Here is a 22,012-nt window from a genome sequence, read left to right on the forward strand (position 1 = left end):
CTGTCTCAGGAGGTTCTCACCTGCCGAGCGGCTCGGCGATCTCCCGGATCCGGGCCGTCGCGAGCTCGATCATCAGCTGGGCCGCCGGGGAGAGGACGGCGCCGGCCCGGTGCACGACGGCGAAGGTGTCCCACACCCGCGGCCGCAGGGCGACCCAGCCGGCGTTCGGGGCGAGCCGGGGAAGCAGCTGCTCGGCGGCGCCGCGGGGGATGACGGAGTCGGCGAGCCCGAGACCGACGATCTCGACGGCGGTCTCGACGTCCTCGACCTCGATGCGGGTCTGCGGGTTGCGCCCGGTCTCGTGGAGCAGCTGGCGCAGCAGGATCCGGGTGGAGTCCTCGGCGCGCCAGGTGGTCTCGGGCATCACCAGGGTGGCCAGCGCGAGCCGGTGCGCGGTGACCGGGGTGGCCAGCCGCGCCGGGTCGGCGGAGATGTAGACGAGCTCCTCGCGCGCGACCGGCGTGATGGTGATCCCCTCGCTGCGGACCCCGGCGACCGCGAGCATCGCCGCCTCGAGGCGCCCGCGGCGCAGGTCCTCGGCGACCGCCGTGGAGTTCTGGCCGACCAGCTCGACGCGGACGCCGGGGTAGCGGGCCAGGACGTCGGCGATCAGCCCGGCGCTGGCGTAGAGGCGGGCGACGCCGAACATCCCGAACCGGATGGTGCCGGTCTCGAAGGACCGGACGCTGCGGACGGCGTCCTGGGCCTCGGCGACCGAGGCCAGCACCTTCTCGGCGTGCGGGCGCAGCGTGTCGGCGACGGTGGTCGGGACGACCCCGCGGCCCACCCGGCGGAAGAGCTGGACGCCCAGCGACTTCTCCAGGGCGCGGACCTGCTCGGAGACCGAGGGCTGGGCGTAGCCGAGCTCGTCGGCGGCGGCGGTGAGCGAGCCGTGCTCGTAGGTGGCCAGGAAGCAGCGCAGCTGGTGCAGTGAGAGCACGGTCACAATCTCCTCAAGGGCTGACCTTTGGTTCGTGCTGGAAATCAAGGCTACCCCTGGGGTCGGCGACCCTCCAGAATGGAGTCATGTTCGTCCACTCCTGCACCTCCTGCGGCAAGCGCCAGCTCACCTTCCCCAGCCAGCTCTCCGGTGTCACCCACACCGACGAGGGCATGGTCGTCTCCTTCACCTGCTGGTGCGGCGCGACCCAGACCCTCGACCACAGCCCCTTCGACGGCGGTCGCGCCCGCGACCTCGTCGACGCCTGACCTGACGCCACCGCCAGCCCCAGCCGAAGCTTGAGTAAGCGAGCGCCAGCGCTAGCCGGAGGTTGAGCAAGCGAGCGCCAGCGAGCGCCGACGAAACCCCCGGGCCGCTCAACCCCAGCCGGAGGTTGAGCAAGCGAGCGCCAGCCAGCCGGAGGTTGAGCAAGCGAGCGCCAGCCAGCCGGAGGTTGAGCAAGCGAGCGCCAGCGAGCGCCGACGAAACCCCCGGCCCCCACGCCCCGCGCCGTCGGCCAGGCGTCTCGACACGCGGGTCACGACCTCGTCCCTCGGTCGCGCCGCTCACTCGACGACCGGCGAGCTGACCCGCCCTCGCCGGCTCGGGCGGTCAGGTCATCGCACCGACCCGCGCGGTCGTCGCACCCGGGAAGACCTGGGCCGGTGACGCGCCGAAGCGCGACACGATGACCTCCGACAGCACGCTGCGGTAGTCCGTGGTGACCAGGAGGTCGGCGTCGACGGTGTTGGTCAGGCCCGGCCAGGTGCCGTAGTACCGCCCGCCCCTGACCCCGGCGCCGAACAGGAACATCACGTTCCCGTGGCCGTGGTCGAGACCCTGGCTGGCGTTCTCCTTGACCCGCCGGCCGAACTCGCTGATGGTGACCAGGGTGACCTTGTCGGCCAGCGGCCCGAGGTCGGCGAAGAAGGCCGCGATCGCGCCGGCCATCTCGTTGGCCTTGCGGACCAGGTTCCCGTCGGCGAGGTTGCCGATCCAGGTGTGGTGGTCCCAGGAGCCGTGGTCGACGGTGATGATCTCCGCGCCGACGTCGGCCCGGATCGTGCGCGCCGTGGCCTGCAGGGCCGAGGCGAGGTCGTTGCGCGGGTAGACGGCGCCGTTCGACGGCGTCGCCGACGTCGCGTGCACCGGGGCGAACTCGTCGATCACCTCGAGGGTGGAGCGGAAGCCGACCCCGAGCTGGGTCGAGCTGCCCGCCCAGGCGGTGCTCAGCGAGCGGCGTCGCGCCGCGGCCTCGGCGGGCGAGGCCCCGCCGGCCAGGCGGACCCGGTCGATGCTGGGGGTGACCAGCACCGGCTGCGGTCCCATGACGGCGGTGGCCGGCACGCCACCGCCCATCTGGATCGCCTCGATCGGCGAGCCGGCGCCGTCGCGACCGACCAGCCGGTTCAGCCAGCCGATGCGCGCGTCGGAGCCGGGGTCGGCGTCCTCGACCTCCTCCATCGCGGAGAAGTGGGAGCGGTTCGGCGACGGCAGCCCGGTGGCGTGGACGGCGGCCATCCGGCCGGCGTTCCACATCGGGACGAGCGGCGCGAACGACGGGTGCAGCCCGAACATCGCGTCCTTGGCGAGCAGCCGCTCGGAGGCCACCGCGATGCTCGGCCGGGCCTGGTAGTAGACCGGGTCGCCGTGCGGCACGACCAGGCTCAGCCCGTCGCAGGCACCGCGCATCGAGAGCACGACCAGCACCTGGTCGGCCTGGCCGGCCGCGGCGTACGACGTCTCGGTGAACGCCGTGCCGAAGGTCGCGGTGACGGCGCCGCCGGCCACCAGCGCGCCGCGGAGGAACGAGCGCCGCGACGTCCGCACGTAGTCGTCGCAGCAGGGCTGCGGGTCGTTCTGCTGCTCGGTCATCGAGGGTCTCCGGTTCAGCGGTGCAGGTGGTCGGGGCTGTCGAGCAGGGTCGTGAGCAGCAGCGGGAACTGCCACCGCATCACCGGGTGGCTGGCGGTGATCGTCGTGCCCGCGGCCACGTCGACGGCCTGGGCGCAGGCGGTCACCAGGCGCGCGGGCGCCGCCTTGCCGAGCAGCTGGCGGCAGAGGTGGTCGACGAGGTGGTCGAACCGCACGCTGTCGGCGGGCAGCCAGCTCGTCGGGGCGCGGTAGGTGATCTGCTTGGTCGGCCACCAGCCCCCGGAGAGGGTGAGGTGGACGTCGAAGGAGGCCAGCAGCCGCGAGGCCGACGACCAGGCGCGGCCGGTGTCGGGGGGACCGTCGGGGCGGGCCCAGGCGAACGGCGAGTGGCCGATCGAGCTGGTGTGCCACAGGAAGGAGTTCGCCGCGGAGTCGGCGCTGGTCGGCCGGGCGATCTCGGTGCGCAGGGCGCGGTGGGTGGCCACGACGTCGTCGGTGGGGGTCCGGACCTTCTGCCCGGCCGAGGCGAGGAACTCCGGGGACGCGACCAGCGCGCGCAGGACCGGCTTGATGGCGGTCTCGTTGTCCAGGTAGACGCGGGCGAGCCGCTCCACCAGCGCCGGCGGCGGGTCGTCGGAGACGAACCGGACGGCGAGCTTGCGGGCGATCCGCTCCGCGGTGCGCGGGTGCCGGGCCAGGTGGGTCAGGTAGGCCTCGGTGACGGCGCGGCCGTCGGCGTTCGCGTTGGGGTGCTCGAAGCCCAGGACGCTGACCGGGCCGGTCCAGTGGCTGGCCGGGTCGTAGTAGGAGCGCCACGTCGTCCACAGGTCGACGCGGTAGCCGGTGAGGATGCGCGAGGACGCCTTGACGTCGTCCTCGCCGTGGTTGCCGCGGCCGACGGTGTGCAGCTCGAGGAGCTCGCGACCCAGGTTCTCGTTCGGGGCCCTCTTCGTGGACCTCGCGTTGTCGAGCGAGATCCCCATCGCGGGGTGCGTGATCGCGGCGACGAGCATCTGGTCGAACCGGCCCAGCGCGTGGCTGCGCAGCAGCTTCCCGTAGTCGGCGCGGTAGGTGAAGACGCCGTCGTCGTCGAGCGGCACGTGCAGGTGGTTCTCCCAGAACTCGGTCATCACCTCGAGCACCTGGCGCTGGGAGTAGATGCGGCGCAGCAGGCACCAGCGGGCGTAGTTGGCCATCGCCACCCAGCCGCCCTCGACCTCGTCGTTGTTGCGCTGGCCGATTGTCGCGGCGTCGAGGTCGATCGAGAGCCACCACGTGTGCATCGGGTCGGCCTTGGGGTCCGCGACCGACGCGGGGTCGAGCTGCTGCTCGAACCAGCGCGCCGGGCCCCCTGCCTGCCGCATCTGCTCGTGCAGCGCCGGCGTCATGCCGTAGGTGAACCGGTTGCCGAGGTGCAGCGACGCCGCCGTCGGCACCGGCGAGCGCACGAAGTCGGGGTCGGACGGCGGCCCGGACGGCTCCGTCGGGCCGGTCGGCTCCGCGGGCTGGGTCGGCACGGCGCGGTGCCCCAGGTGCTTGCAGCGGTGCTGGTGCCGGCAGGTGTGCTTCGGGTGCTTCGCGCAGCGGTGCCAGTGCCGGCACCGCCGGCGGTGCCGGGCTCCCACCGCCTCGGCCTCGGTCGCGATCAGGGCGGGGCTGACGGCGGCCGCCGCCAGTCCGGCGACCACGCCTCGCGCCAGGAAGCGGCGCGACAGCGGGTCGGCGTCCGGGGGGTCGGGTCGGTCGCCGTCGTGGGGGGACGGCGACGTGGGGGCGATGCTCACGTGTGCTCCGGGGGAGGGACGGGCCAGGTACGGGTGCATGGGGGGTCACCTGGTCCTTCGGCCGGGACGGGCCGGGACTTGAGCCCGTGCCGACCGTCGATTCCGTACCCGGTCGGGTCTGTCCCTATACTCGTCGTCGCTGCCGGGTGCAGCAGGCCGCCTTAGCTCAGTCGGTAGAGCGAGTCACTCGTAATGACTAGGTCGTCAGTTCGATTCTGACAGGCGGCTCACGGAAGGCCCCTGACCAGCAGCGATGCGGTCGGGGGCCTTCGTCGTCCTCGGCTCACCGGCGCAGCAGGCGGAGCACGACGGCGAGCGCGAACGACGCGAGCGACCCGGCCAGGCACACCAGCCCGAGGCAGAGCATCACGTTCTGGGCCGCGACGTTGTCGGGACCGCTCCCGACGAGGTTGGCGCCGTAGCCGAACAGCCCGGCGAGTGCCATCAGGAACAGGACGACGCCGAGTCCGGTGAAGAGCAGGGCCCCGGTGAGGGGTCGCACGGCCGGCGGTTCGCGAGTCTCCACGATGCGGTCGTGTCCCGGCTCGGTGTCATCCAAACCCCCGACGGCTTCAGGTGCGGCAGGAGTGGTCGAGGGCGCCGGCTCCCCACGACGTCGCTGACGGCCCGCCTGGCCGAGGTCCCTACCCCGCGCCGCACTCGTTCCAGCGCCCGCGATCGCGGCAGAACCCGAGCTGGAGGTAGGTGCGCGTCTCGCCGCGGGCGTAGAACTTCGCCTCCAGGTAGCGGAACCGTCGGCTCGGCACCGGCAGGGCCCAGCGGGCGACCCCGTTGGCGTTCGTGGTGACCCGGTCGCGGTAGTTCCCCCCGCCCGCGAGGACGCCCGTGAACCGGACCACGGCTCCGCTCACCGGCGCACCCGAGGCGCGGCGCACCAGCCTCACCCGGAAGCCAGCGGCCGCGATGGCGGGCGCCTTGAAGGCGTAGACCTCGTACGTCGGGGGGTTCGCCGCCCGCGTGGCGTGCGGCGCCGCCGTGGCGGCGGAGGTCGTCGTCGAGGCGACCAGGCCGATGAGGACGACGAGGTGCGCGACGAGCATGCTGCGCCGCGAGGAGCGGTGGGGGGCGGTGGACATGGGACGCACCCTATGCGCGCCCCGCCGGCCGGTCGACCGGGTCGGCGGCGACCGGACGGTGTCGGATCGTGGGGATAGTGTGCTGGCGCATGGACATGCTCGTCGGGGAACAGATCGCCCAGGCCGGTCTCACCGAGTGGCGCAAGCTGGCTCAGGGACTGCACGCGCGCTACGTGGTCGACGACTTCGGAGCCGGCGCCCGGTTCGTCCTGGCGGTCGGCGCCGCGGGTGACGAGCTCGGCCACCACCCGAGGGTGATGATCGGCGAGGGCCACGTCGACCTCCGGCTGTGCAGCGACGACGCGATCTACCGCGAGGACTCCGGCACCGAGCACGTGGTCGAGTGGGTGACCCAGCAGGACGTCGACCTCGCGCGCCGGATCACCGAGGTCGCCGCCGAGCACGGGCTCACCGCCGACCCCGCCTCGGTCAGCGTCGTCGAGCTCGGCCTGGACACCCCCGACTCGGCGAGGATCGCGCCGGTGTGGGCAGCCCTCCTGACCGGGAGCTCCTCCTCGCAGGGTCGCGGGACCCCGGGCGACGAGATCCGCGACGCCGCCGGCCGGGTGCCCAACCTGTGGTTCGGCGACGTCGAGGGCGACGCGCCCAGCCAGGGGTTCCACGTCGAGGTCTACGTGCCTCTCGAGGCGCGCGACCAGCGCGTCGCCGACGCCGTCGCCGCGGGCGGGACGGTGGTCGACGACACCCACGCGCCCGGACTCACCGTGGTCGCCGACCAGGACGGCAACAGGGGCGTGGTGTGCGTCGACGTGGGGGCAGCGGCGTCCGTCGGGTAACCCCCGCGAAACAGGCGCCGCCTAGGTTCCCCTTCCGTGACGGCCGTTCCCCGCTTCGGATCCCGCTCCCCGTTCGAGGGGATCTCCCGGCGGCAGGTCGGCCGCCTCGACCTGACTGCGCACTCCGTCGCGATGCTGACGCCGTCGCTGACCGCCCTCGGCACCGGGCTGATGCTGCCGCGGATGGTCGGCCCGGGCTTCTGGGTCAGCACGCTGCTTGGGTTCGGCCTGGCGCTGCTGATCAGCCGGGTGCTCGAGGAGTTCGCGTCCCGGTTCAGCTCGGCCGGCGCGGCGTACACCTACGTCGCCAAGGGCCTGGGCGCCACCGTCGGGATGTGCGTCGGGGTCGCGATGATCGTCGGCTACGCCGCGCTCGGGGGGTTCGGGTTCTCCGCCGCCACCGATCGACTCGGCGCCGCGTGGGAGGCCACCGGCGGTGGGCCGCCGGGTACGGCGACCGCGGTCGCCCTGACGGTGGTCGCGGCCGCCGGGTGCCTGGGGGTGATCCGCCGTGGCGTCGGCTTCTCGACCCGGCTCACGCTCGGTGTCGAGGTGGTCGCGATCGGGACGCTCGTGGTGGTGCTGTGCCAGCTGGTGGCGCGGCACGGGCTGCCGGACGCAGCCGCGCTCTCGCTCGCGGACGCCTCGATCGGGCGGGTCGTCGGCGGCGTCGCGGTGATCGCCGGCCTCACGGTGGCCTTCGAGTCCTGCTCGACGCTCGGCCTGGAGGCCGAGCGGCCGATGGCGTCGGTCCCGGTGTCGATGCGCTCGTCGCTGGCGCTGACCGGCACGCTGTTCCTGGCGGCCAACCTCGTCGGCGCCGCCGTGCCCGAGGCCCTCGCGCCCAGCCGGCGCCGCTGGTTCGACGTCGACGCCGCCACGTCCCCGCTCGACGCGCTGACCCTGCTGGTCCTCGGGATCTCGCTGCTCGCGCTCGCGCTGTGCGCGTGGACCGCGCTGTCGCGGCTGCTGTTCGCCCTCGCACGGGAGGGGATCCTGCCGGGCGCCCTGGGGCGGACGACGGACGGCGGCGTCCCGGCGGTGGCGGTGTGGTGCGCCGGCCCGCTGGTCCTCGGCGTGCCCCTGCTCGCCACGGTGGGTGCCGCGGACCGGGCCAGCGTCGACCTCCTGCACGCGGCGACGCTGATCATGTGTGTCACCTACGGCCTGGCCGCCGTGGCCCTGGTCCCGTTCCTGCGACGCCTCGACGAGCTCCGTGCCCGCACCGTGCTCCTGGCGACCACCACCCTCGCCGGGGTCGTCGTCGTCGCGGTGTCCCGGGCCGGCCAGGTCCTCGACGACGGCTCCGTGCTGCCCGTCCTGGCGGGCCTGGGCGTCCTCGGTCTGGGCCTGGTGTGGCGGGTCGTCGTGGGCCGCCGTCCGTTCGTCCGGGTCGGTCTCCACGACCCGCCGGTGGTCGAGGACGTCGTCCTCCTGGGTGGCCGGGGTGGTGGCGGTGGCCGCTGAGCGGGGGGAGGGGTTCCTGGCCCGGCAGCCGGCGGCCCTCGACAGCGCGTTCGCCCTGCTCGAGGCCGTCGCGCAGCACGGGCCCGGGGTGACGACGCGCGAGCTCGTCGACGCGCTGCCGATGTCGCGGGCCACCGTCTACCGGATGACCAAGCACCTCGTCGCGCAGGAGTACCTCGTCCGGACGCCCGACCTCACGGGGTTCGCCCTCGGCGCCCGGGTGCTGGCGCTGGGCGAGGCCGCCCGGCTGACCGGCGGTCGGGACGACCGACCCGACCCCGCCGACAGCACCGACAGAACCGACCGTCCGGGCGAGCGGAGCGGGCACGACACCCGTCTCAGTTGACGTCTCAGTTCATGGCACGTGGCTGTCTCGCGACCACAACACCGCGGACACGGCGGTCGCGTTCGATGGCGTCCGGCACCTGCTCCAGGCGCCACTCGTCACCGACCGAGAAGAGATCGCATGTCCACCCGCTCCCGCTCCCGGCGCTGCTCCGGGGCACTCCTGGCGACCGCCGTCCTCGGTGCCGGCCTGGCGGTCACCGCCGTCGGCCCGTCGTCCGCGACCGCCGTCAGCGACACCCCCCTGGTCCTGGCCGACACCAACCGCGACGGCGCCATCACCACCGCCGACGCCGCCGGGCGCGGCACCTGGACCAAGCAGCGCGGCGCGTTGTTCCTGGCCAACCTCGACGACGACCAGCAGACCTGTCCCGTCATCGGCGCCGACGGCACCACCCAGCTGACCGACGTCCAGCTGGCCTCCTGCAACGACGCGGCGGACGACGTCGTCAACGGCGACTCCGACGCCCTCGACCTCGCGCGGGTCCGGGTGCTGCCGGTCGGTGCGGGTGCGGTCGACTCCGTGCGGGTCGAGCTGCGCGGCGTGGGTGCGGCGAAGGTCAACGTGTTCGTCCGGCGCGGTGCCGGCGACGCCGCCGACGACTGGACGCCGCTCCCGGCCCACGGGATTCTCCCGGCGGACCTCCTCGGCACCGGCGTCGAGCTCGGGGTCGAGGGCACCGACATCATCCGCGACGAGTCGTGGGACGGCACCGTCACCGTGCGCGTCGTGCACCGCGCCGGCGCACGTCAGGTGGCGACCGACCAGGTCGAGCTGCGGGTCGCCCCGCTGCTGTTCGTCACCGACCGGATGCCGATCGAGAAGCTCTACATGGCCGACAACGCCACCTCGGTCTACGAGGGCGCCACGATGCCGGAGCCGACCGCGGGGACGATCCGCAGCCAGCGCAACGGCGACGCCCTGGCCGCCGACTTCCTGGCCGGGATGGACCGGATCCAGGACGACGTCGAGCTGGTCAAGCTGCCCAGCATGCAGGGCGCGCGCGGTGGTGGGAACGGCACCGACATCTGGACGCAGGACATCATGGAGCCCGGCCTGATGTCGATCCCCTCGGCGTCGGGCGAGCAGCAGATGCGGGTCTTCGTCCGCGCCCCCGTCCGCGACGGGCGCGACAACGCCGGGTCGAACCCGTTCCGCCAGACCGGGCGGGTGGTCTTCACCGAGCTGCGCGGTCCCGACGTCGCCGGCGTCCAGCACTTCGACCCGTCCTACGTCCCGGCGACCATCCCCGGGATGTCCTACGACTCCCGTGGCTCGACCGGCAACTACGGCACGGTCCCGGCCTACGAGCACGACGGCGAGAGCTTCCCGCTCGGCCGCAAGGTCCTCGGCGCGGTCCCCGGCACCGGCTTCACCGCCGACCCGGCGTTCAACGAGATGCTCGACCGGCAGGGCTTCCAGGACCCGATCGTCGTGGACACCAGCTGGCTCAGCGTGGGTCACATCGACGAGTTCATGTCGGTCGTCCCGGCCGACAACGACCGCGGCTGGACCGTGGTCGCGGCGGACCCGAGGCTCGCGCTCGACCTGCTGACCGAGCTGGACGACGCCGGCCGCGGCGGCGAGACCCTCTACACGCCGTACGACGCCGCCCCGGTCGAGGGCAACACGCCGCCGACCATGACCGTCGCCGAGGCCGTCGCGAGCCCGGCCATCGCTTCCGGCACCGCCATCGGCCACGCCGGCGTCAACCGCGCGCTGAGCGTCCTGAAGAGGGAGACCGGCCTGACCGAGGACGACATCGTCCGCGTCCCCGTGCTCTACACCGACGCCCGCGGCCTCGGCCGGGTCGGCGTCCAGATCCCCAACGCCGCCAACCTCATCGGCACCGGCCACGACGTCGTCTTCATCCCGACCCAGCACACGCCGGCGGTCGACGGCGAGGACCTGTTCCAGGCCGAGATCGAGAAGCGGCTCGCCGAGGTCGGCACCGACGTCCAGTGGGCCGAGGACTACTTCTACACCAGCCGCAGCGGCCAGATCCACTGCGTGACCAACGCGCTGCGCGACACCACCTACGGCGCTGCCTGGTGGACCGAGGGCGCCTCGGCCACCCCGGGCACCGGCACCCCCACCGTCCCCGCGCCGCTGGCGACCTTCTCCCACGTCGTGCGCCCCACGGTGCAGGGGAGGTTCCGGGTCGGCCGCACCGTCCGGATCGACGTCGGCCTCTACAACGCCACGCCGGAGACCGTGAGCTACCGGTGGTACGCGGGCACGAAGGTGATCGGCACCAAGGCCGCCCAGAAGCTCAAGCGGAAGTGGGTCGGCAAGCGGATCCGCGTCAAGGTGACCGTGACCAAGCGCGGCTACGCGCCGTACACCTCGGTCACCACCGTCGGGAAGCGCCCGCTCAGGAAGTAGGTGCCGGACGTCGAGGGCGGCCCGGCGCGCAGCCTGCGCGCCGGGCCGCCCTCGGTCGTGCGTCGTCAGGGGCGCGTCGTCCGGTCGTTCCCCGTCGCGACGTCCGCGGCGCGGTAGCGGCGGACGTCGACCTGGGTGAGCCCGGCAACCGGGTGGGTCCGCCCCCGCAGGATCGCGTCGAAGGACCGGTCGTGCTGGAGGTAGCGGGCCAGGAAGGCCCGCACGTACGTCGTCGCCACGGTCCGCTCGGCGCGTGGGCCGAGGGTGCGCGACGTCTCGTCGGAGAACCCGTCCGAGCAGCGTCCGGGGCGACCCGCCGGGTGGTAGGCGTCGTCCTCGCCGCCGGCACCGCCGCCGGCGGCCCACCGGGTGTTGAGGTTGTTGTGGTTGGCGCCGTGCACGGTGATGCCGATGTTGACCGGGTTGCCCCGGCGGCGGGCGAGCCGGTTGTACTCGTCGCGACCGGTGGCGTCGCAGGTCCCGGACCAGGTCATCAGGGGGGTGTCGGTGACCTGGACGCGCCGGACGTTCTTGTCCATGAAGGGCGGCCCGGCTGCCGCGAGGCCGAACACTGCGCGGATCCGGACACCCTCGGGGACCTGGCCCCTGTTCTTCTCCGCCGCGGCCCACATCATCCCGCGACCACCGCGGGAGTGTCCGACCAGCCCGACGTTGCGCAGGTCGACCGCGCCGTCCAGGTCCGGGGTGACCGCGGCGCCGGTGCGGGCCGAGCGGAACGCGCCGACGAGCGGGCCCGTGCCGAGCTCGACCAGGTCGCGCCACATCGCGAGGTGACGGAAGACCACCTTGGCGCGGGCCCGGTCGGCGACGTCGCCCAGCTCGCCGGCGTTGACGCCGTTGGCCCCGACCGAGACCACCACCATGCCGCGCGCGGCGAGCGTGCGGCCGAGGCGGTCGTAGCCCCGGTCGCTGTCGATGCCGGTCAGGGGTGTCCGGCACGGCCAGCCCATCTCGACCGTGCCGGCTCCCTCGTCGGCGCAGCTCCAGAACGAGCCGTGCGCGACCACCACGAGGGGGAGTCCACGCCCGGCGGCGTCCGCCGGGGCGTAGACGCGGCCGGTCAGCTCGATCGGCGCGAGCTCCTCCGTCGGCATCCCCCGTCGGTCCAGGGCGTGGAAGCCGCCGACGGTCATGGCCCGGTCGCCCAGGTCGTAGTCGAGGACCCGGACGGCGGGGCGGCCCGGGTCGGGGACGCTCGCGTGGCCGGCCGGCCGGGGCAGCACGGCCAGCCAGGCGACGGCCAGGGCCACGACGACGGTCAGGTGGATCAGCGTTCTCGTGCGTGTCATCCGTGTCATGACGGCATCCTGGGCGCCGGATGTCAGCGACCTGTCAGCAAGCAGTCAGGGAGCTGTCGCGGTGGCCGTCGTGTGCTGCCGGGCCGGGGCCCGGTGACGTGCGCGTCAGCCGGTGAAGGCTGCGAGCTCGCAGGCTCGCTCGATCTCGGTCTGGTGGTCGGGGAGCGGGGCGTCGGACGAGTCGTAGGTCCAGCTGAGGCCGTCGGGCCACACGGTGGTGTCCTGGTAGAGGTGGACCGGGATGCCGTGGTCGCGCAGACAGGCGACGTTGGCCTCGGAGTCGGCGACGTAGTCGGGGTTGAGCCGCGGGTTGGTCTCGACGGGCTGCCGGGGCACCACGCTGCGGCAGGCGGCCTCGGCAGCGGGCGGCACCGGGTCGGCGACGGGTCGCGGCGCGACACCGAGGGTCGCCGGACCGGGACGGTCGGCGGCGTACGTCGCCCCGTGGGCGACCAGGCAGTCCTGCCAGGCCCCGATCCGGGCCGTGCGCACCTCGTCGGTGTCGGTGAGCAGCATCTGCGGCGAGAGGGCCTGCTCGGCCCGGACGGGCCGGACGGGCCGGGCGGGCCGGAGGGGATCGGCGACCACCGCGGCCGGTGGGGCGGCCGCGGCCGGTTGACGGGTCGGGCCGGCGGCGTTCGCGCCGCCACCGGGGGAGAGGGCGAGGCTGGCGACCACGGCGACGGTGGCGAGGGCGGCCAGCAGGGTGCTCAGGACGACGGTGCGTCTGGTGCGTCTGGTGCGGTTCATGCCCGGGAACCTAGGAAGCAGTTGTGAGGCAATTGTCAGGATCCGGTTTCGCTCGGGTCGTGCCCGACCGGCGGGGCCCCTCACTTCCTAGACTCGCGGCATGGGCGCCCGGGTCGTCGTCGCCGAGGACGACGTCAAGCAGGCCGACGTCGTGCGCCGCTACCTCGAGCTCGACCGGCACGAGGTCGTGGTGGTCCACGACGGCGGGGCGGCGCTGGCCGCGGCCCGGGCCACGACGCCGGACCTGGTGATCCTCGACGTGATGATGCCCGGCCTCGACGGGTTGGAGGTCTGCCGGACGCTGCGGGCCGAGTCCGACGTGGCGATCCTCATGCTCACCGCGCGTGCCTCCGAGGACGACCTCCTGCTCGGCCTCGACCTCGGCGCCGACGACTACCTGACCAAGCCCTACAGCCCGCGCGAGCTCGCCGCGCGGGTGCGCACGCTGCTGCGCCGCAGCGGGGGCGGGGCCGGCGCTGCGTGGCAGGTCGGCGACCTCAAGGTGGACCCGGTGCGTCACGAGGTGAGCCTCGGCAGCCGGCCGGTCGACTGCACGCCGGGCGAGTTCGCCGTGCTGACGCTGTTCGCCCGGGAGCCCGGCCGGGTCTTCACCCGCGACCAGGTCATCAGCCACGTCCACGGCGTCGACGGCTACCTCACGACCCGCACGGTCGACGTGCACGTGATGAACCTGCGCAGGAAGCTCGAGGACGACGCCCGCCGACCGCAGCGCCTGCTGACCGTCTACGGCGTCGGCTACAAGCTGGTCGCGCCCCGTGCCTGAGCGCGGCCGCGTCCGGCTGCGGCACAGCCTCGTGCTCCGGCTCTTCGCGCTCGTGACCGTCGTCGCCGTCGTCGCCGTCGCGCTCACCGCGTGGCTCACCGTGCGCACGACCGCGGTCGGGATCAGGGAGGAGCAGGGCGCGGTGGTCGCGGCGAGCGCGCGGATCGAGGAGGCCCTCACGACCTACGCCGCCACCCACCAGGACTGGTCCGAGGTCGGCCCGCTGGTCTCGCGCCTGGCGGCCTCCGCCGGCAACCGGGTCGTCCTCACCGACGACGCCGGCCGGGTGCTCGCCGACTCGGCCGAGGCCGGCGCCCCGCTGCCGGTCGGGGACTCGACGACGATCGACGCCCTCGACGTCGGCCCCCCGGCGGCGGTGCCGGCGGCCGACCCGGCCGCGCCCGTCGAGCTGTGCCCCTCCGTGCCCGTCGACCCCGAGGAGTCGGCCCTGACCGTGGCCTGCCCGGTGACGGAGTCGGCGTACGCGGGTCCGCCACCGGGCTCCTCGCCGATCGACCCGCGGGTGGTCGGGCCGTTCGCGTTGACGAGCACGGAGCGCGAGTCGTCGAGGGGCCTGGCCGACCGTGTCGCCGGCTGCCTGCGCGACGACCTGGGCATCGAGGTCGCCGTCGTCGTGACCGCGTCGGGTCGCGCCTCCCTCGAGACGGGTGCGCCGACGGCCGGTCTGGTCACGGGGTGCGACCTGCCGGCCGTGCTGGCGCCGTACCCGTCCGAGCGCCGGGTGCTGGCCCGGCTCCAGGCGCTGGTCGACCCGTGCCTGGCCCGCCGCGCCGGACCCGAGGTCGCGCTCCTGGCGGACCTCGGCTGGACCCAGGGCGTGCCGCGCACGACCGCCTCCGACCAGGTCGTGTCCTCGTGCCTGACCGACGCCCGGCGCCAGCTCCTCCGCCCGTACGCAGCCCCGGCCGCCCGGGTCCACGTCTCGGCGACGCGGCAGGAACCGACCACCTTCCTCGACCTGTCACCCGGCAACCGCTGGCGGATCGCCGGTGTGGCGGGCCTGGTGGTGCTGCTCAGCCTGGGGTTCGCCGCGCTCGCCGGACGTCAGCTGGCGCGCCCCCTCTCCCTGCTCGCCGTCGCCGCGGGGCGGGCGCGCGAGGGCGACCTGTCGGCCCGCGCCGACGTGAGGTCGAACGACGAGATCGGCCGGGTGGCGTCGGCGTTCAACACCATGGCCGAGCGGCGCGAGGAGGCCGAGCAGCTGCGCAGGGCGATGGTCGCGGACGTCGCCCACGAGCTGCGCAACCCGATCAGCACGATGCGCGGCACCCTCGAGGCGGCTCAGGACGGGCTGGTCCCGGTCGACCAGTCGCTGGTGGCGTCGCTGGTGGAGGAGACCCTGCTCCTGCAGCACGTCGTGGAGGACCTGCGCGACCTCGCCGCCGCGGACTCCGGCGACCTGCGCCTCGCCCGGGCGCCCGTGCGGGTCCGCGACCTCCTCGACACCGTCGCCGCCCACCACGACGGCCTGACGGTGACCGCCGACGACGACCTCGTCGTCGACGGCGACGCACTCCGGCTGCGCCAGGTCGTCGGCAACCTGGTCTCCAACGCCGTGCGCCACGGCGACGGCGGCGGCGTCGAGCTGGTCGCGGAGCGTGCGAGCGGGACCGTCGAGATCCGGGTGGTCGACCACGGTGAGGGCATCGCGGAGGCGGACCGGCCGCACGTCTTCGACCGGTTCTGGCGGGCCGACCCGTCCCGCACCCGGGTCAGCGGCGGCAGCGGCCTGGGCCTGGCGATCGTGCGCCAGCTCGTCGTGGCGCACGGCGGCACGGTCGCGGTCACGGCCACCCCCGGCGGCGGCGCGACGTTCGTCGTCACCCTGCCCGGCTCATCACCCGCCGCAGCGCCCTGAGGAAGCGTCGCAGCAACGCGCCGTGGACCGGTCGTCGCGGCAGGATGGGGTCATGAGCACGAGTGGCCGGTTCTGGCTGGTGCGGGCAGCGTCGGCGCGCTCCGACTGCTGGGTCCGGGTCCGGGACACCGAGGGCGACCCCGCGGGTGACGAGATGATGTCGTCGCTCCTCGACGGGGCAGCGCCCGATCAGCCTGTCTCCCTCGTCGTCTGGAACCGCGGCAGGCGTCGCGGTGACCTCCTGTGGTCGGGAGGGTCGTTCTCCGCGATCTCCGACCGTGCCGTGCAGGTGCTGGAGGCGATCGGCGCGACGGGGTGGCGCTCGGTTCCCGCCCACGTTCGCTTCGGGAACGGGGAGGAGTTGCCCGGCTACCAGGTCCTGGTCGTGACCGGCACGTGCGGCGACTTCTTCGCCGAGGCCGACCGGCGGAGGACCGACAGGGGAGTGGATCCGTCCCACGAGTGGGACGGCAGCGACGTGTTCTGGATCGGTGCTCGTCCCCAGTTCACCTTCTGCGTCACCGACCGGGTCCGGGAAGCCTTCGAGGCCGCCGGCCTCGACCGCATCGAGTACGAGGACCCCGCCGACGTCGTCACCTGGACGAGCGCCGGCGAGTGACGTTGGGGCCGGTGATCGGGAAGAGCGCCGCCGGCGCCCTTGTTCTGTGACAGAGAGACGACCCGAAAGGCCACACCCATGCGCATCCCCCTGTCCGTGCTTGACCTCGCCCCCATCGCGAAGGGGGAGTCCGTCGGCAGCAGCATCGCCGCCAGCGTCGCCCTCGCGCAGCGTGCGGAGCAGCACGGCTACCGCCGGGTCTGGTACGCCGAGCACCACAACATGCCCAGCATCGCGTCCTCGGCGACCAGCGTGCTGATCTCGCACGTCGGTGCGCACACCTCGACGATCCGGCTCGGTGCCGGCGGGGTGATGCTGCCGAACCACTCGCCGCTGACGATCGCCGAGCAGTTCGGCACGTTGTCTGCGATGTATCCCGGCCGAATCGACCTGGGACTGGGCCGCGCCCCGGGCTCGGACCAGGCCACGGCCCACGCCATGCGCCGCGACCCGGCCGCCTCCGAGAGCTTCCCGCAGGACGTCCAGGAGCTGCAGGCCTTCCTGGGCGAGGAGTCCCTAGTGCCCGGTGTCTCCGCCGTCCCCGGCCGTGGCACGCACGTGCCGCTGTACATCCTGGGCTCGTCGATGTTCGGCGCGCACCTCGCCGCGGCCCTGGGTCTTCCGTACGCCTTCGCCAGCCACTTCGCGCCGCAGGCGCTCGAGGCCGCCGTGGCTGCCTACCGGCGTGAGTTCACCCCCTCAGCGCAGCTCGAGGCGCCCTACGTGATCGCCGGGGTCAACGTCGTCGCGGCCGAGACCGAGGAGCAGGCGCAGGCCAACCTGCAGGCAGCGCGCCGCACCATCGCGGTGACCCTCTTCGGTCGCGGCGAGGACCTCAGCGACGTCGAGGCCGACCTGCTGTTGCGGCGCGGTGCCGCCCAGCACGTCGACCAGATGTTCACCTACGCCGCGATCGGTGCTGGTCCCGAGGTCTCGCGCTACCTCGAGCGGTTCCGCGACCACGTCGGTGCCGACGAACTGATCACCGCCCACCAGGCCCCCAGCACCGAGGCCCGGTTGAGGTCGATCACCCTCACCGCCGAAGCCATGGAGTCGGTTGCCGCCTAGGCTGCCCGCTCCGTGCGGGCCTCTTCGCTATGCGGTCGTCCCGCGTCGCAATTCCGCGAGGAACGTCACCCACAAGCGGTGGATTCGCGCGATGTGAGCGCGGCGCTCACCTCCGGTCACCTTCGCGTCGTCATTGCCGGGGCCGCGCCAAGACCAGGCTGGCCAACAGGGCGATCTGTCAGTACGCGTCGTTCACTCCGTGAGCGTTCAGATGGAGGTACGCGGCGCGCGCCATGTCGTGCGCTCTCATGTCGTCATCTGAGAACACCGCATCCGCGGCGTGCCTGATGCACAGCGGGCTGTCGCCCACGATGAGGTAGGCCCGATGTGTCATCCGACGACACCATTCACATTGGGATGCGCTTGCATCTGGTGACTCGATTGGGACCCGCTGCTGATTCGTGGACCCGATGTGTTGCGCGCAAACTGTCTGGCCGTCGCGGATGGACGTCGTGACGACAAGTTGTTCTTCCAGAGCGTGCTCAACGCAGAACAGGCTTGATGGCATGGTCTGACGGTAGAGGCACTTCTGGCTGGGGCGCTCGCGTTGTCATCGTCGTCGTCGACGTTAACGCGCCACGCCCCGCACCCCGAGCACACGCGGTGGAATGACGCACTCGTGACGGCTACAGATCCAGTCGATCACGATGGCGACGCGACCGGTTCGCGATGGCATGTTCCTAGGCGCAAGCACTCAAAATCTCGGCGCGGAGCCGGCTTTTCTCAATCCATAGCCGTCGCGGGATTCTTGCGGGTAGCGTCCGACGCTGATCAACGCCTCAACTGGAGGGCGCCCGGTCTGCGAGAGGTGGCCGAGATGGGTCTCAAGAACTTCATGAACGTCGCGAGGGCCGCCGTGACCGACGCGATCGCGGAGTTCGACGAGGACCTCAAGAGCAATGCCTCTTACGTCAACGCGCGCGAGGCCACGAAGATGGCGGCGAACTGGGTCCGTGAGGCCTCGACCGAGGGGCTCGAGGCCTTAGAGAAGACTGACGCCGGCAAGAAGGCCGGCGAGGCCACCCGCAAGATCGGCGGTGTCGTCTCGACCATCCCCGTCGTTTCGACGATCGGCGATGCGACCTCTGAGATGGCGGGTGTGGCCGGGCTCGTCGAGCTGCGCCAGCAGAACCCAGAGAGCCCGTGGCCGCTGCTGTGGCTGTCGGAGGCGCTGCGCCGCAGGGAGTCATTGGCGCGGGCCTCCCTCCTCCTGCGCGCGCCGCTGCAGCCAATCTCGACCATCGTCGGCGTCTCCGCGCGCGCGACCGCCGAGCTCAACGCTACCGACCCGGTGGAAGCCTGCGAGCGCGCCGCCTGGGGGATGGCGCTGCAGAACCTGAGTGTGGCCAAGGACGATCTAGACGCAATGCACGTCGCGTCGCGCGTGTACCTTGCTCGCGGCTACCCCATGCAGGCGCTGCGCCTGGCGGCAGCGGCGGCCTCGGGTCGCGACTCTGGCGATCTGGCGTTATTCACCGTGGCGCAGGCCTACCTCGTGTCGGGGCGGACCGAGGCCGCAGTCCGGGCCGCCAACGCGACCATCGCCGCCGGGTGCACGCTCGGCAACGCCGTACTGTCCGAGGTCGCCTTGAAAGAGAAGCGGTACAAAGACGCCCTGACGCTGGCCAACCTGGTCAGCCGTGCCGATAAGGCTCGGTACTTCGGGATCGACCCGCAATTAGAGTCCGTGGCGCGCGGGACGTTCGGGCAGCAAAGGCAGAAGTCCTCCGCCCTGTATGCGAAGGCCGAGAACAAGCTGGTAGGTCTCAACGATGTTCGATGACCTAAGCGACCTCTCCCTCGACACCGACTTGCTGGAAGCCCTGGCCGAGCTCGACCTGGGCGACGGCGCGGTATCCGCGCATGATGCCAACACCATCAGCCAGGTGCTTGACGATTCGCTGCAGGAGGTCCCCGGCGACTTCGTGCACCTTTCCCCCGAAGCAACCTCGGTGCTCCAGGACGCGCTCGGCTTCGAGAGCGACGCCCTGGGCGGCTTCGGCCCGGACGCCGTTCAGATCGAGTTTGTCGATCCGTTCGGGGAGGTGCCTGAAGCCGATGCCGGTTCTGCGATGGAGTTCTCCGACCTCACCGACGGGATCTACACCGACGCTCAAGCCACCTACGCCGATCTGGGGATGGACACCGACGTGGGCTATTCGTTCCTGCCCGTCGAGGATCAGGCCTTCGCCTGGCACGTACCGGAGTTCCCAGGCGAGTACGTCCTCGACACCCACGGCACGGCTGACTTCGTCGCCGTCGACGGGGTCGCTCTGTCAGCGCCTGACTTCGCCGAGGTCGTCGCCCACGAGACGGACTGGACCGGCGAGCCGATCCGGCTGTTTTCCTGTAATACCGGTGAGGAGGCCGGTGGGTTCGCTCAGCAGCTCGCCAATGAGCTCGGTACCGAGGTGACCGCCCCCACGGAGCAGGTCTGGTCGGTTCAAGGGGGCGAGCCGGTCATCGGGAGTGGCGTCTTCGATCCCGTGGCAGGCTGCTTCTTGCCGGCTGTACCGCCGTCGGGTGAATGGCTCACATTCTTACCCCAGGTCGTCTAGAGGAGTGCAGATGAGATTTCTCAGCGTCTTCGACCAGAACTCCCCGACCCCGGCGATCGATCCCACTCGCGACCGGTTGGACTCGGCGACGTGCACCCGGCTCAGCGCCTACCTTCGCGCGGGAGTCCGGTTGATGGGGACCACCCAGAAGGTCCCCGACGTCCTCACCGAATCATCGACTCCTATCGTCCCGATCTCTATCCACACCGACGGGGAGTACGTGTGGAGCATGGCGGTGGCGTACTACGTCGAAACCCACCGGATCTCCACGGGCGAGGAGTTCTTGGTGCATTGCGCAAGCAACGGATGGACGGTACCGAGCCTCTCCTTCGCTGAGGTGGAGGAGGGCCTAGCGTTCGTGAACGCAAGCCGGCCAACTCCGTAGGACTCCGGCGCGGCCGGGCGTCATTGTTGCTGGCTGGAACGGCATCAGCTGACGAGGAGCTTCTTGGCTAGTCATGTAGTTCTCCGCGGCGATCCCGACGGTGACCTGCCGTGCTCGCCGTCGACGCGGCGAGGTCCGAACTGGGACGTTACGCCGATCGGCGCGGGCGACCGACCGTGACAAGGTGCTGAGTGTGAGTGATGCAGAGGACGTAGTCCGTGGGGTTCGTGAGGCTGGCATCGAAGCCCAGGTTGTCACCGACTACGGCTGGCCCGGACAGATCGAACTCGCCCTAGTCGACTCGGTGATGTCGATCCGTGCGAGGTACGGCACCGAGACCTCCGGTGTCCTCGGCCGTGTGTTGCGTTATCGCTCCGTCACTAAGAGAAATCCGCTCGATGACCTGACCGAGTTCAGCCGGCTAGATCCTGAGGAACTACGAGATCTGCTCGGTTTGCAGCGAAGCGGTGGTCGACTGAAGTCGGAGATCTGCCTCGACGTCGCGCAGCGCCTAGTGGACGCAGGAGTCGTCAGCGCCTCCGACGTCGAAGCGGACAGACCCGCGCACAAGCTCGCCTGGACCGGGACCGTGGGCCTCGGCTGGGTCACCTGGGAGTACTTCACGATGCTGCTCGGCCACCCAGGAGTGAAGGCAGACACGATGGTCAACCGATTCGTCTCGAAGGCGATCGGAGTCAAGACCGCCGACGCGAAGCGAGCCCACGGGGCCGTTACCGGTGCTGCGGAGCTCCTGGGCGTCCAGGCACGCGACCTCGATCATGCAATTTGGCGCCACGAGAGTGGACGCTCTGTCCGCCGGTGACCCATTTGCTAGTCCCATCGACGCAGGCGGCGGGCGGCGTATGACGCGGTCCTGCCGTTGGCGCGGCCGCCAACTCAAGATCACGGCGAACCGCGTTCGGCGGTAGTCGTCGCCCGCGGCAGAACCCAAGATCAAGACGGTACGTAATACAGACTCCTGAACAGGAGTCGGATGGTGGCTTAGGGTACGAAGGATTCGAGGGTGCCGCCCGACGGATTGAGCAACTGGTCGCAGTCTTCGATCGCCCGCCCCAATTGCCGTGCGTACGGTCAACCGGCTACCTACGCAAGCCCCTGCGGCGGCGCTTGAGTTTGGTACTCACGCAGGACTCGTATGACGGTCCTGCCGGAATCGGAAATTAGGTAGCCCGGACCGCTGACGACTGTTGGCGTCCATAGAAATCCGCTTTTTTGAAGTCCAGCGAGCGCTAACTCGGTCCTGGTCATTGAGAGCCCGGCGGACTCAGCAATCGCGGCTGCATTCCAGGTCTGGGCTTCGAGTGTCACAAGTTCGTCGTCGGCGAGGTCATCCGGGGTCTCGTCTTCAAGCGCGGCTTCGAAGGTGTCTGTCAAGCTTCGGGTCTGTCGCCGCCTTGTCCGCGCATGTGGAGGGCCCTCCATCACACGCAGTACCTGCAGATGCACCCTCCGCCAGTCGCCCAAGCCCATGACTATGAGTTCCACTTCGTCGGTGTCGTCCTTGCTGAGTATCAACGCACCAAGCATCGCTCCGAGCGCCTCGAGCACCTCATCCTGGTTAGTCATTCCCGCATGGAAGAGGATGCGCGCTGCCAAGGGGATCAGGTGAGGCTCCGATTCCAGCTGCTCGGCGATGTCCTCGCGGCTCTTCCCACAGGCCCGTTCAGCTGCTTCAAGTGCGGGCGACTTAAGCCTGCCCCACTCGTGCAGCGCCTCCTGTACGAAGCGCCCGACTGGCGCCTGCATCAGCGGACCTCCGGGCAGAAGGCCCGCTAAGCCACCCGCCGTTTCGGCGCGCACGTCCAGGTTGCGACCAGTCATGGCCCTGACGATCGCACACGCGCGCGAGGTCGGGACGCTCGCCGCCCCCCACCACTCATCCATGACGCCGAGTTCTCCTCGGAGACGGTCGGCCGCGAGGTGGCCGCAGGAGCACAA

At 71.8% G+C, this 22,012-nt stretch carries 21 protein-coding genes and 1 tRNA gene; 14 read left to right on the forward strand and 8 right to left on the reverse strand.

Annotated elements, in window-relative coordinates; genetic code table 11:
* Window positions 1-16: 16 nt before the first annotated feature.
* On the reverse strand, window positions 17-940 hold the full coding sequence (locus FE634_RS02115) for a LysR family transcriptional regulator (protein WP_137294993.1): 924 nt from the start codon (window positions 938-940) through the stop codon (window positions 17-19).
* A gap of 86 nt (window positions 941-1,026) precedes the next feature.
* Here FE634_RS02115 and FE634_RS02120 point away from each other — a divergent pair, with 86 nt between their 5' ends.
* On the forward strand, window positions 1,027-1,209 hold the full coding sequence (locus FE634_RS02120) for a hypothetical protein (protein WP_137294992.1): 183 nt from the start codon (window positions 1,027-1,029) through the stop codon (window positions 1,207-1,209).
* A 343-nt stretch (window positions 1,210-1,552) separates the two neighbouring features.
* Here the strand turns inward: FE634_RS02120 and FE634_RS02125 are convergent, their stop codons facing one another.
* A complete protein-coding gene (locus FE634_RS02125) occupies window positions 1,553-2,815 on the reverse strand; it encodes a DUF1501 domain-containing protein (protein WP_138874944.1) in 1,263 nt (420 codons plus the stop codon).
* 14 nt (window positions 2,816-2,829) lie between these two features.
* Window positions 2,830-4,599: a DUF1800 domain-containing protein gene (locus FE634_RS02130; RefSeq protein WP_138874945.1), complete on the reverse strand. Its 1,770-nt coding sequence runs from the start codon at window positions 4,597-4,599 to the stop codon at window positions 2,830-2,832.
* Between the two features lie 155 nt (window positions 4,600-4,754).
* Here FE634_RS02130 and FE634_RS02135 point away from each other — a divergent pair.
* Window positions 4,755-4,827: transfer RNA gene (locus tag FE634_RS02135), tRNA-Thr, on the forward strand.
* 55 nt (window positions 4,828-4,882) lie between these two features.
* Here the strand turns inward: FE634_RS02135 and FE634_RS02140 are convergent.
* Together FE634_RS02140 and FE634_RS02145 are read right to left on the reverse strand one after the other, a co-directional pair.
* A complete protein-coding gene (locus FE634_RS02140) occupies window positions 4,883-5,125 on the reverse strand; it encodes a hypothetical protein (RefSeq protein ID WP_137294989.1) in 243 nt (80 codons plus the stop codon).
* Between the two features lie 118 nt (window positions 5,126-5,243).
* Entirely contained in the window at window positions 5,244-5,696 is a 453-nt protein-coding gene (locus FE634_RS02145; RefSeq protein WP_138874946.1) for an Ig-like domain-containing protein, read from the reverse strand.
* Window positions 5,697-5,785: 89 nt separating this feature from the next.
* On the opposite strand from FE634_RS02145, the gene FE634_RS02150 reads away from it, so the two are divergent.
* The 4 genes from FE634_RS02150 to FE634_RS02165 all read left to right on the forward strand — a co-directional run bounded on the left by FE634_RS02150 (window position 5,786) and on the right by FE634_RS02165 (window position 10,691).
* Window positions 5,786-6,493, forward strand: a complete 708-nt coding sequence (locus FE634_RS02150; RefSeq protein WP_137294987.1) for a VOC family protein — start codon at window positions 5,786-5,788, stop codon at window positions 6,491-6,493.
* A gap of 36 nt (window positions 6,494-6,529) precedes the next feature.
* On the forward strand, window positions 6,530-7,960 hold the full coding sequence (locus FE634_RS02155; RefSeq protein WP_137294986.1) for an APC family permease: 1,431 nt from the start codon (window positions 6,530-6,532) through the stop codon (window positions 7,958-7,960).
* Window positions 7,950-8,306 carry a helix-turn-helix domain-containing protein gene (locus tag FE634_RS02160; protein ID WP_212721906.1) on the forward strand — a complete coding sequence of 119 codons (357 nt, stop codon included), beginning with the start codon at window positions 7,950-7,952 and terminating at the stop codon, window positions 8,304-8,306. The genes FE634_RS02155 and FE634_RS02160 overlap by 11 nt, the downstream gene beginning before the upstream one ends.
* Before the next feature lie 120 nt (window positions 8,307-8,426).
* Complete coding sequence (locus tag FE634_RS02165; RefSeq protein WP_138874947.1) at window positions 8,427-10,691, forward strand: protein-arginine deiminase family protein; 2,265 nt, start codon at window positions 8,427-8,429, stop codon at window positions 10,689-10,691.
* A 65-nt stretch (window positions 10,692-10,756) separates the two neighbouring features.
* Here FE634_RS02165 and FE634_RS02170 read toward each other — a convergent pair whose 3' ends face one another.
* Both FE634_RS02170 and FE634_RS02175 read right to left on the reverse strand, forming a co-directional pair.
* Window positions 10,757-12,010, reverse strand: coding sequence for an alpha/beta hydrolase (locus FE634_RS02170; protein ID WP_138874948.1), 1,254 nt, complete (start codon window positions 12,008-12,010; stop codon window positions 10,757-10,759).
* A gap of 105 nt (window positions 12,011-12,115) precedes the next feature.
* Entirely contained in the window at window positions 12,116-12,760 is a 645-nt protein-coding gene (locus FE634_RS02175) for a hypothetical protein (RefSeq protein ID WP_138874949.1), read from the reverse strand.
* A gap of 100 nt (window positions 12,761-12,860) precedes the next feature.
* Here FE634_RS02175 and FE634_RS02180 point away from each other — a divergent pair, with 100 nt between their 5' ends.
* The 8 genes from FE634_RS02180 (at window position 12,861) to FE634_RS02215 (ending at window position 20,876) form a co-directional block, all read left to right on the forward strand.
* The gene (locus FE634_RS02180) at window positions 12,861-13,544 is read left to right on the forward strand and encodes a response regulator transcription factor (RefSeq protein WP_138874950.1); all 684 of its coding nucleotides are present in this window, start codon (window positions 12,861-12,863) and stop codon (window positions 13,542-13,544) included.
* Window positions 13,537-15,423 (forward strand): sensor histidine kinase, encoded by a 1,887-nt coding sequence (locus tag FE634_RS02185; RefSeq protein WP_138874951.1) that lies wholly within the window; start codon window positions 13,537-13,539, stop codon window positions 15,421-15,423. The genes FE634_RS02180 and FE634_RS02185 overlap by 8 nt, the downstream gene beginning before the upstream one ends.
* A gap of 52 nt (window positions 15,424-15,475) precedes the next feature.
* Window positions 15,476-16,042 carry a hypothetical protein gene (locus FE634_RS02190; protein ID WP_138874952.1) on the forward strand — a complete coding sequence of 189 codons (567 nt, stop codon included), beginning with the start codon at window positions 15,476-15,478 and terminating at the stop codon, window positions 16,040-16,042.
* Between the two features lie 78 nt (window positions 16,043-16,120).
* Entirely contained in the window at window positions 16,121-17,110 is a 990-nt protein-coding gene (locus FE634_RS02195) for an LLM class flavin-dependent oxidoreductase (RefSeq protein WP_138874953.1), read from the forward strand.
* Between the two features lie 817 nt (window positions 17,111-17,927).
* Window positions 17,928-18,893 carry a hypothetical protein gene (locus FE634_RS02200; RefSeq protein WP_138874954.1) on the forward strand — a complete coding sequence of 322 codons (966 nt, stop codon included), beginning with the start codon at window positions 17,928-17,930 and terminating at the stop codon, window positions 18,891-18,893.
* Window positions 18,883-19,668, forward strand: coding sequence for a hypothetical protein (locus tag FE634_RS02205; RefSeq protein ID WP_148240306.1), 786 nt, complete (start codon window positions 18,883-18,885; stop codon window positions 19,666-19,668). Before FE634_RS02200 ends, FE634_RS02205 begins: the two co-directional genes overlap by 11 nt.
* A 10-nt stretch (window positions 19,669-19,678) precedes the next feature.
* On the forward strand, window positions 19,679-20,053 hold the full coding sequence (locus FE634_RS02210; RefSeq protein WP_138874956.1) for a hypothetical protein: 375 nt from the start codon (window positions 19,679-19,681) through the stop codon (window positions 20,051-20,053).
* Window positions 20,054-20,246: 193 nt separating this feature from the next.
* Entirely contained in the window at window positions 20,247-20,876 is a 630-nt protein-coding gene (locus FE634_RS02215; RefSeq protein WP_138874957.1) for a hypothetical protein, read from the forward strand.
* 281 nt (window positions 20,877-21,157) lie between these two features.
* Here the strand turns inward: FE634_RS02215 and FE634_RS02220 are convergent, their stop codons facing one another.
* Entirely contained in the window at window positions 21,158-21,895 is a 738-nt protein-coding gene (locus FE634_RS02220) for a hypothetical protein (protein WP_138874958.1), read from the reverse strand.
* Between the last annotated feature and the right edge of the window lie 117 nt (window positions 21,896-22,012).

The sequence above is a fragment of the Nocardioides sp. S-1144 genome, assembly GCF_005954645.2.
Taxonomy (GTDB): domain Bacteria; phylum Actinomycetota; class Actinomycetes; order Propionibacteriales; family Nocardioidaceae; genus Nocardioides; species Nocardioides dongxiaopingii.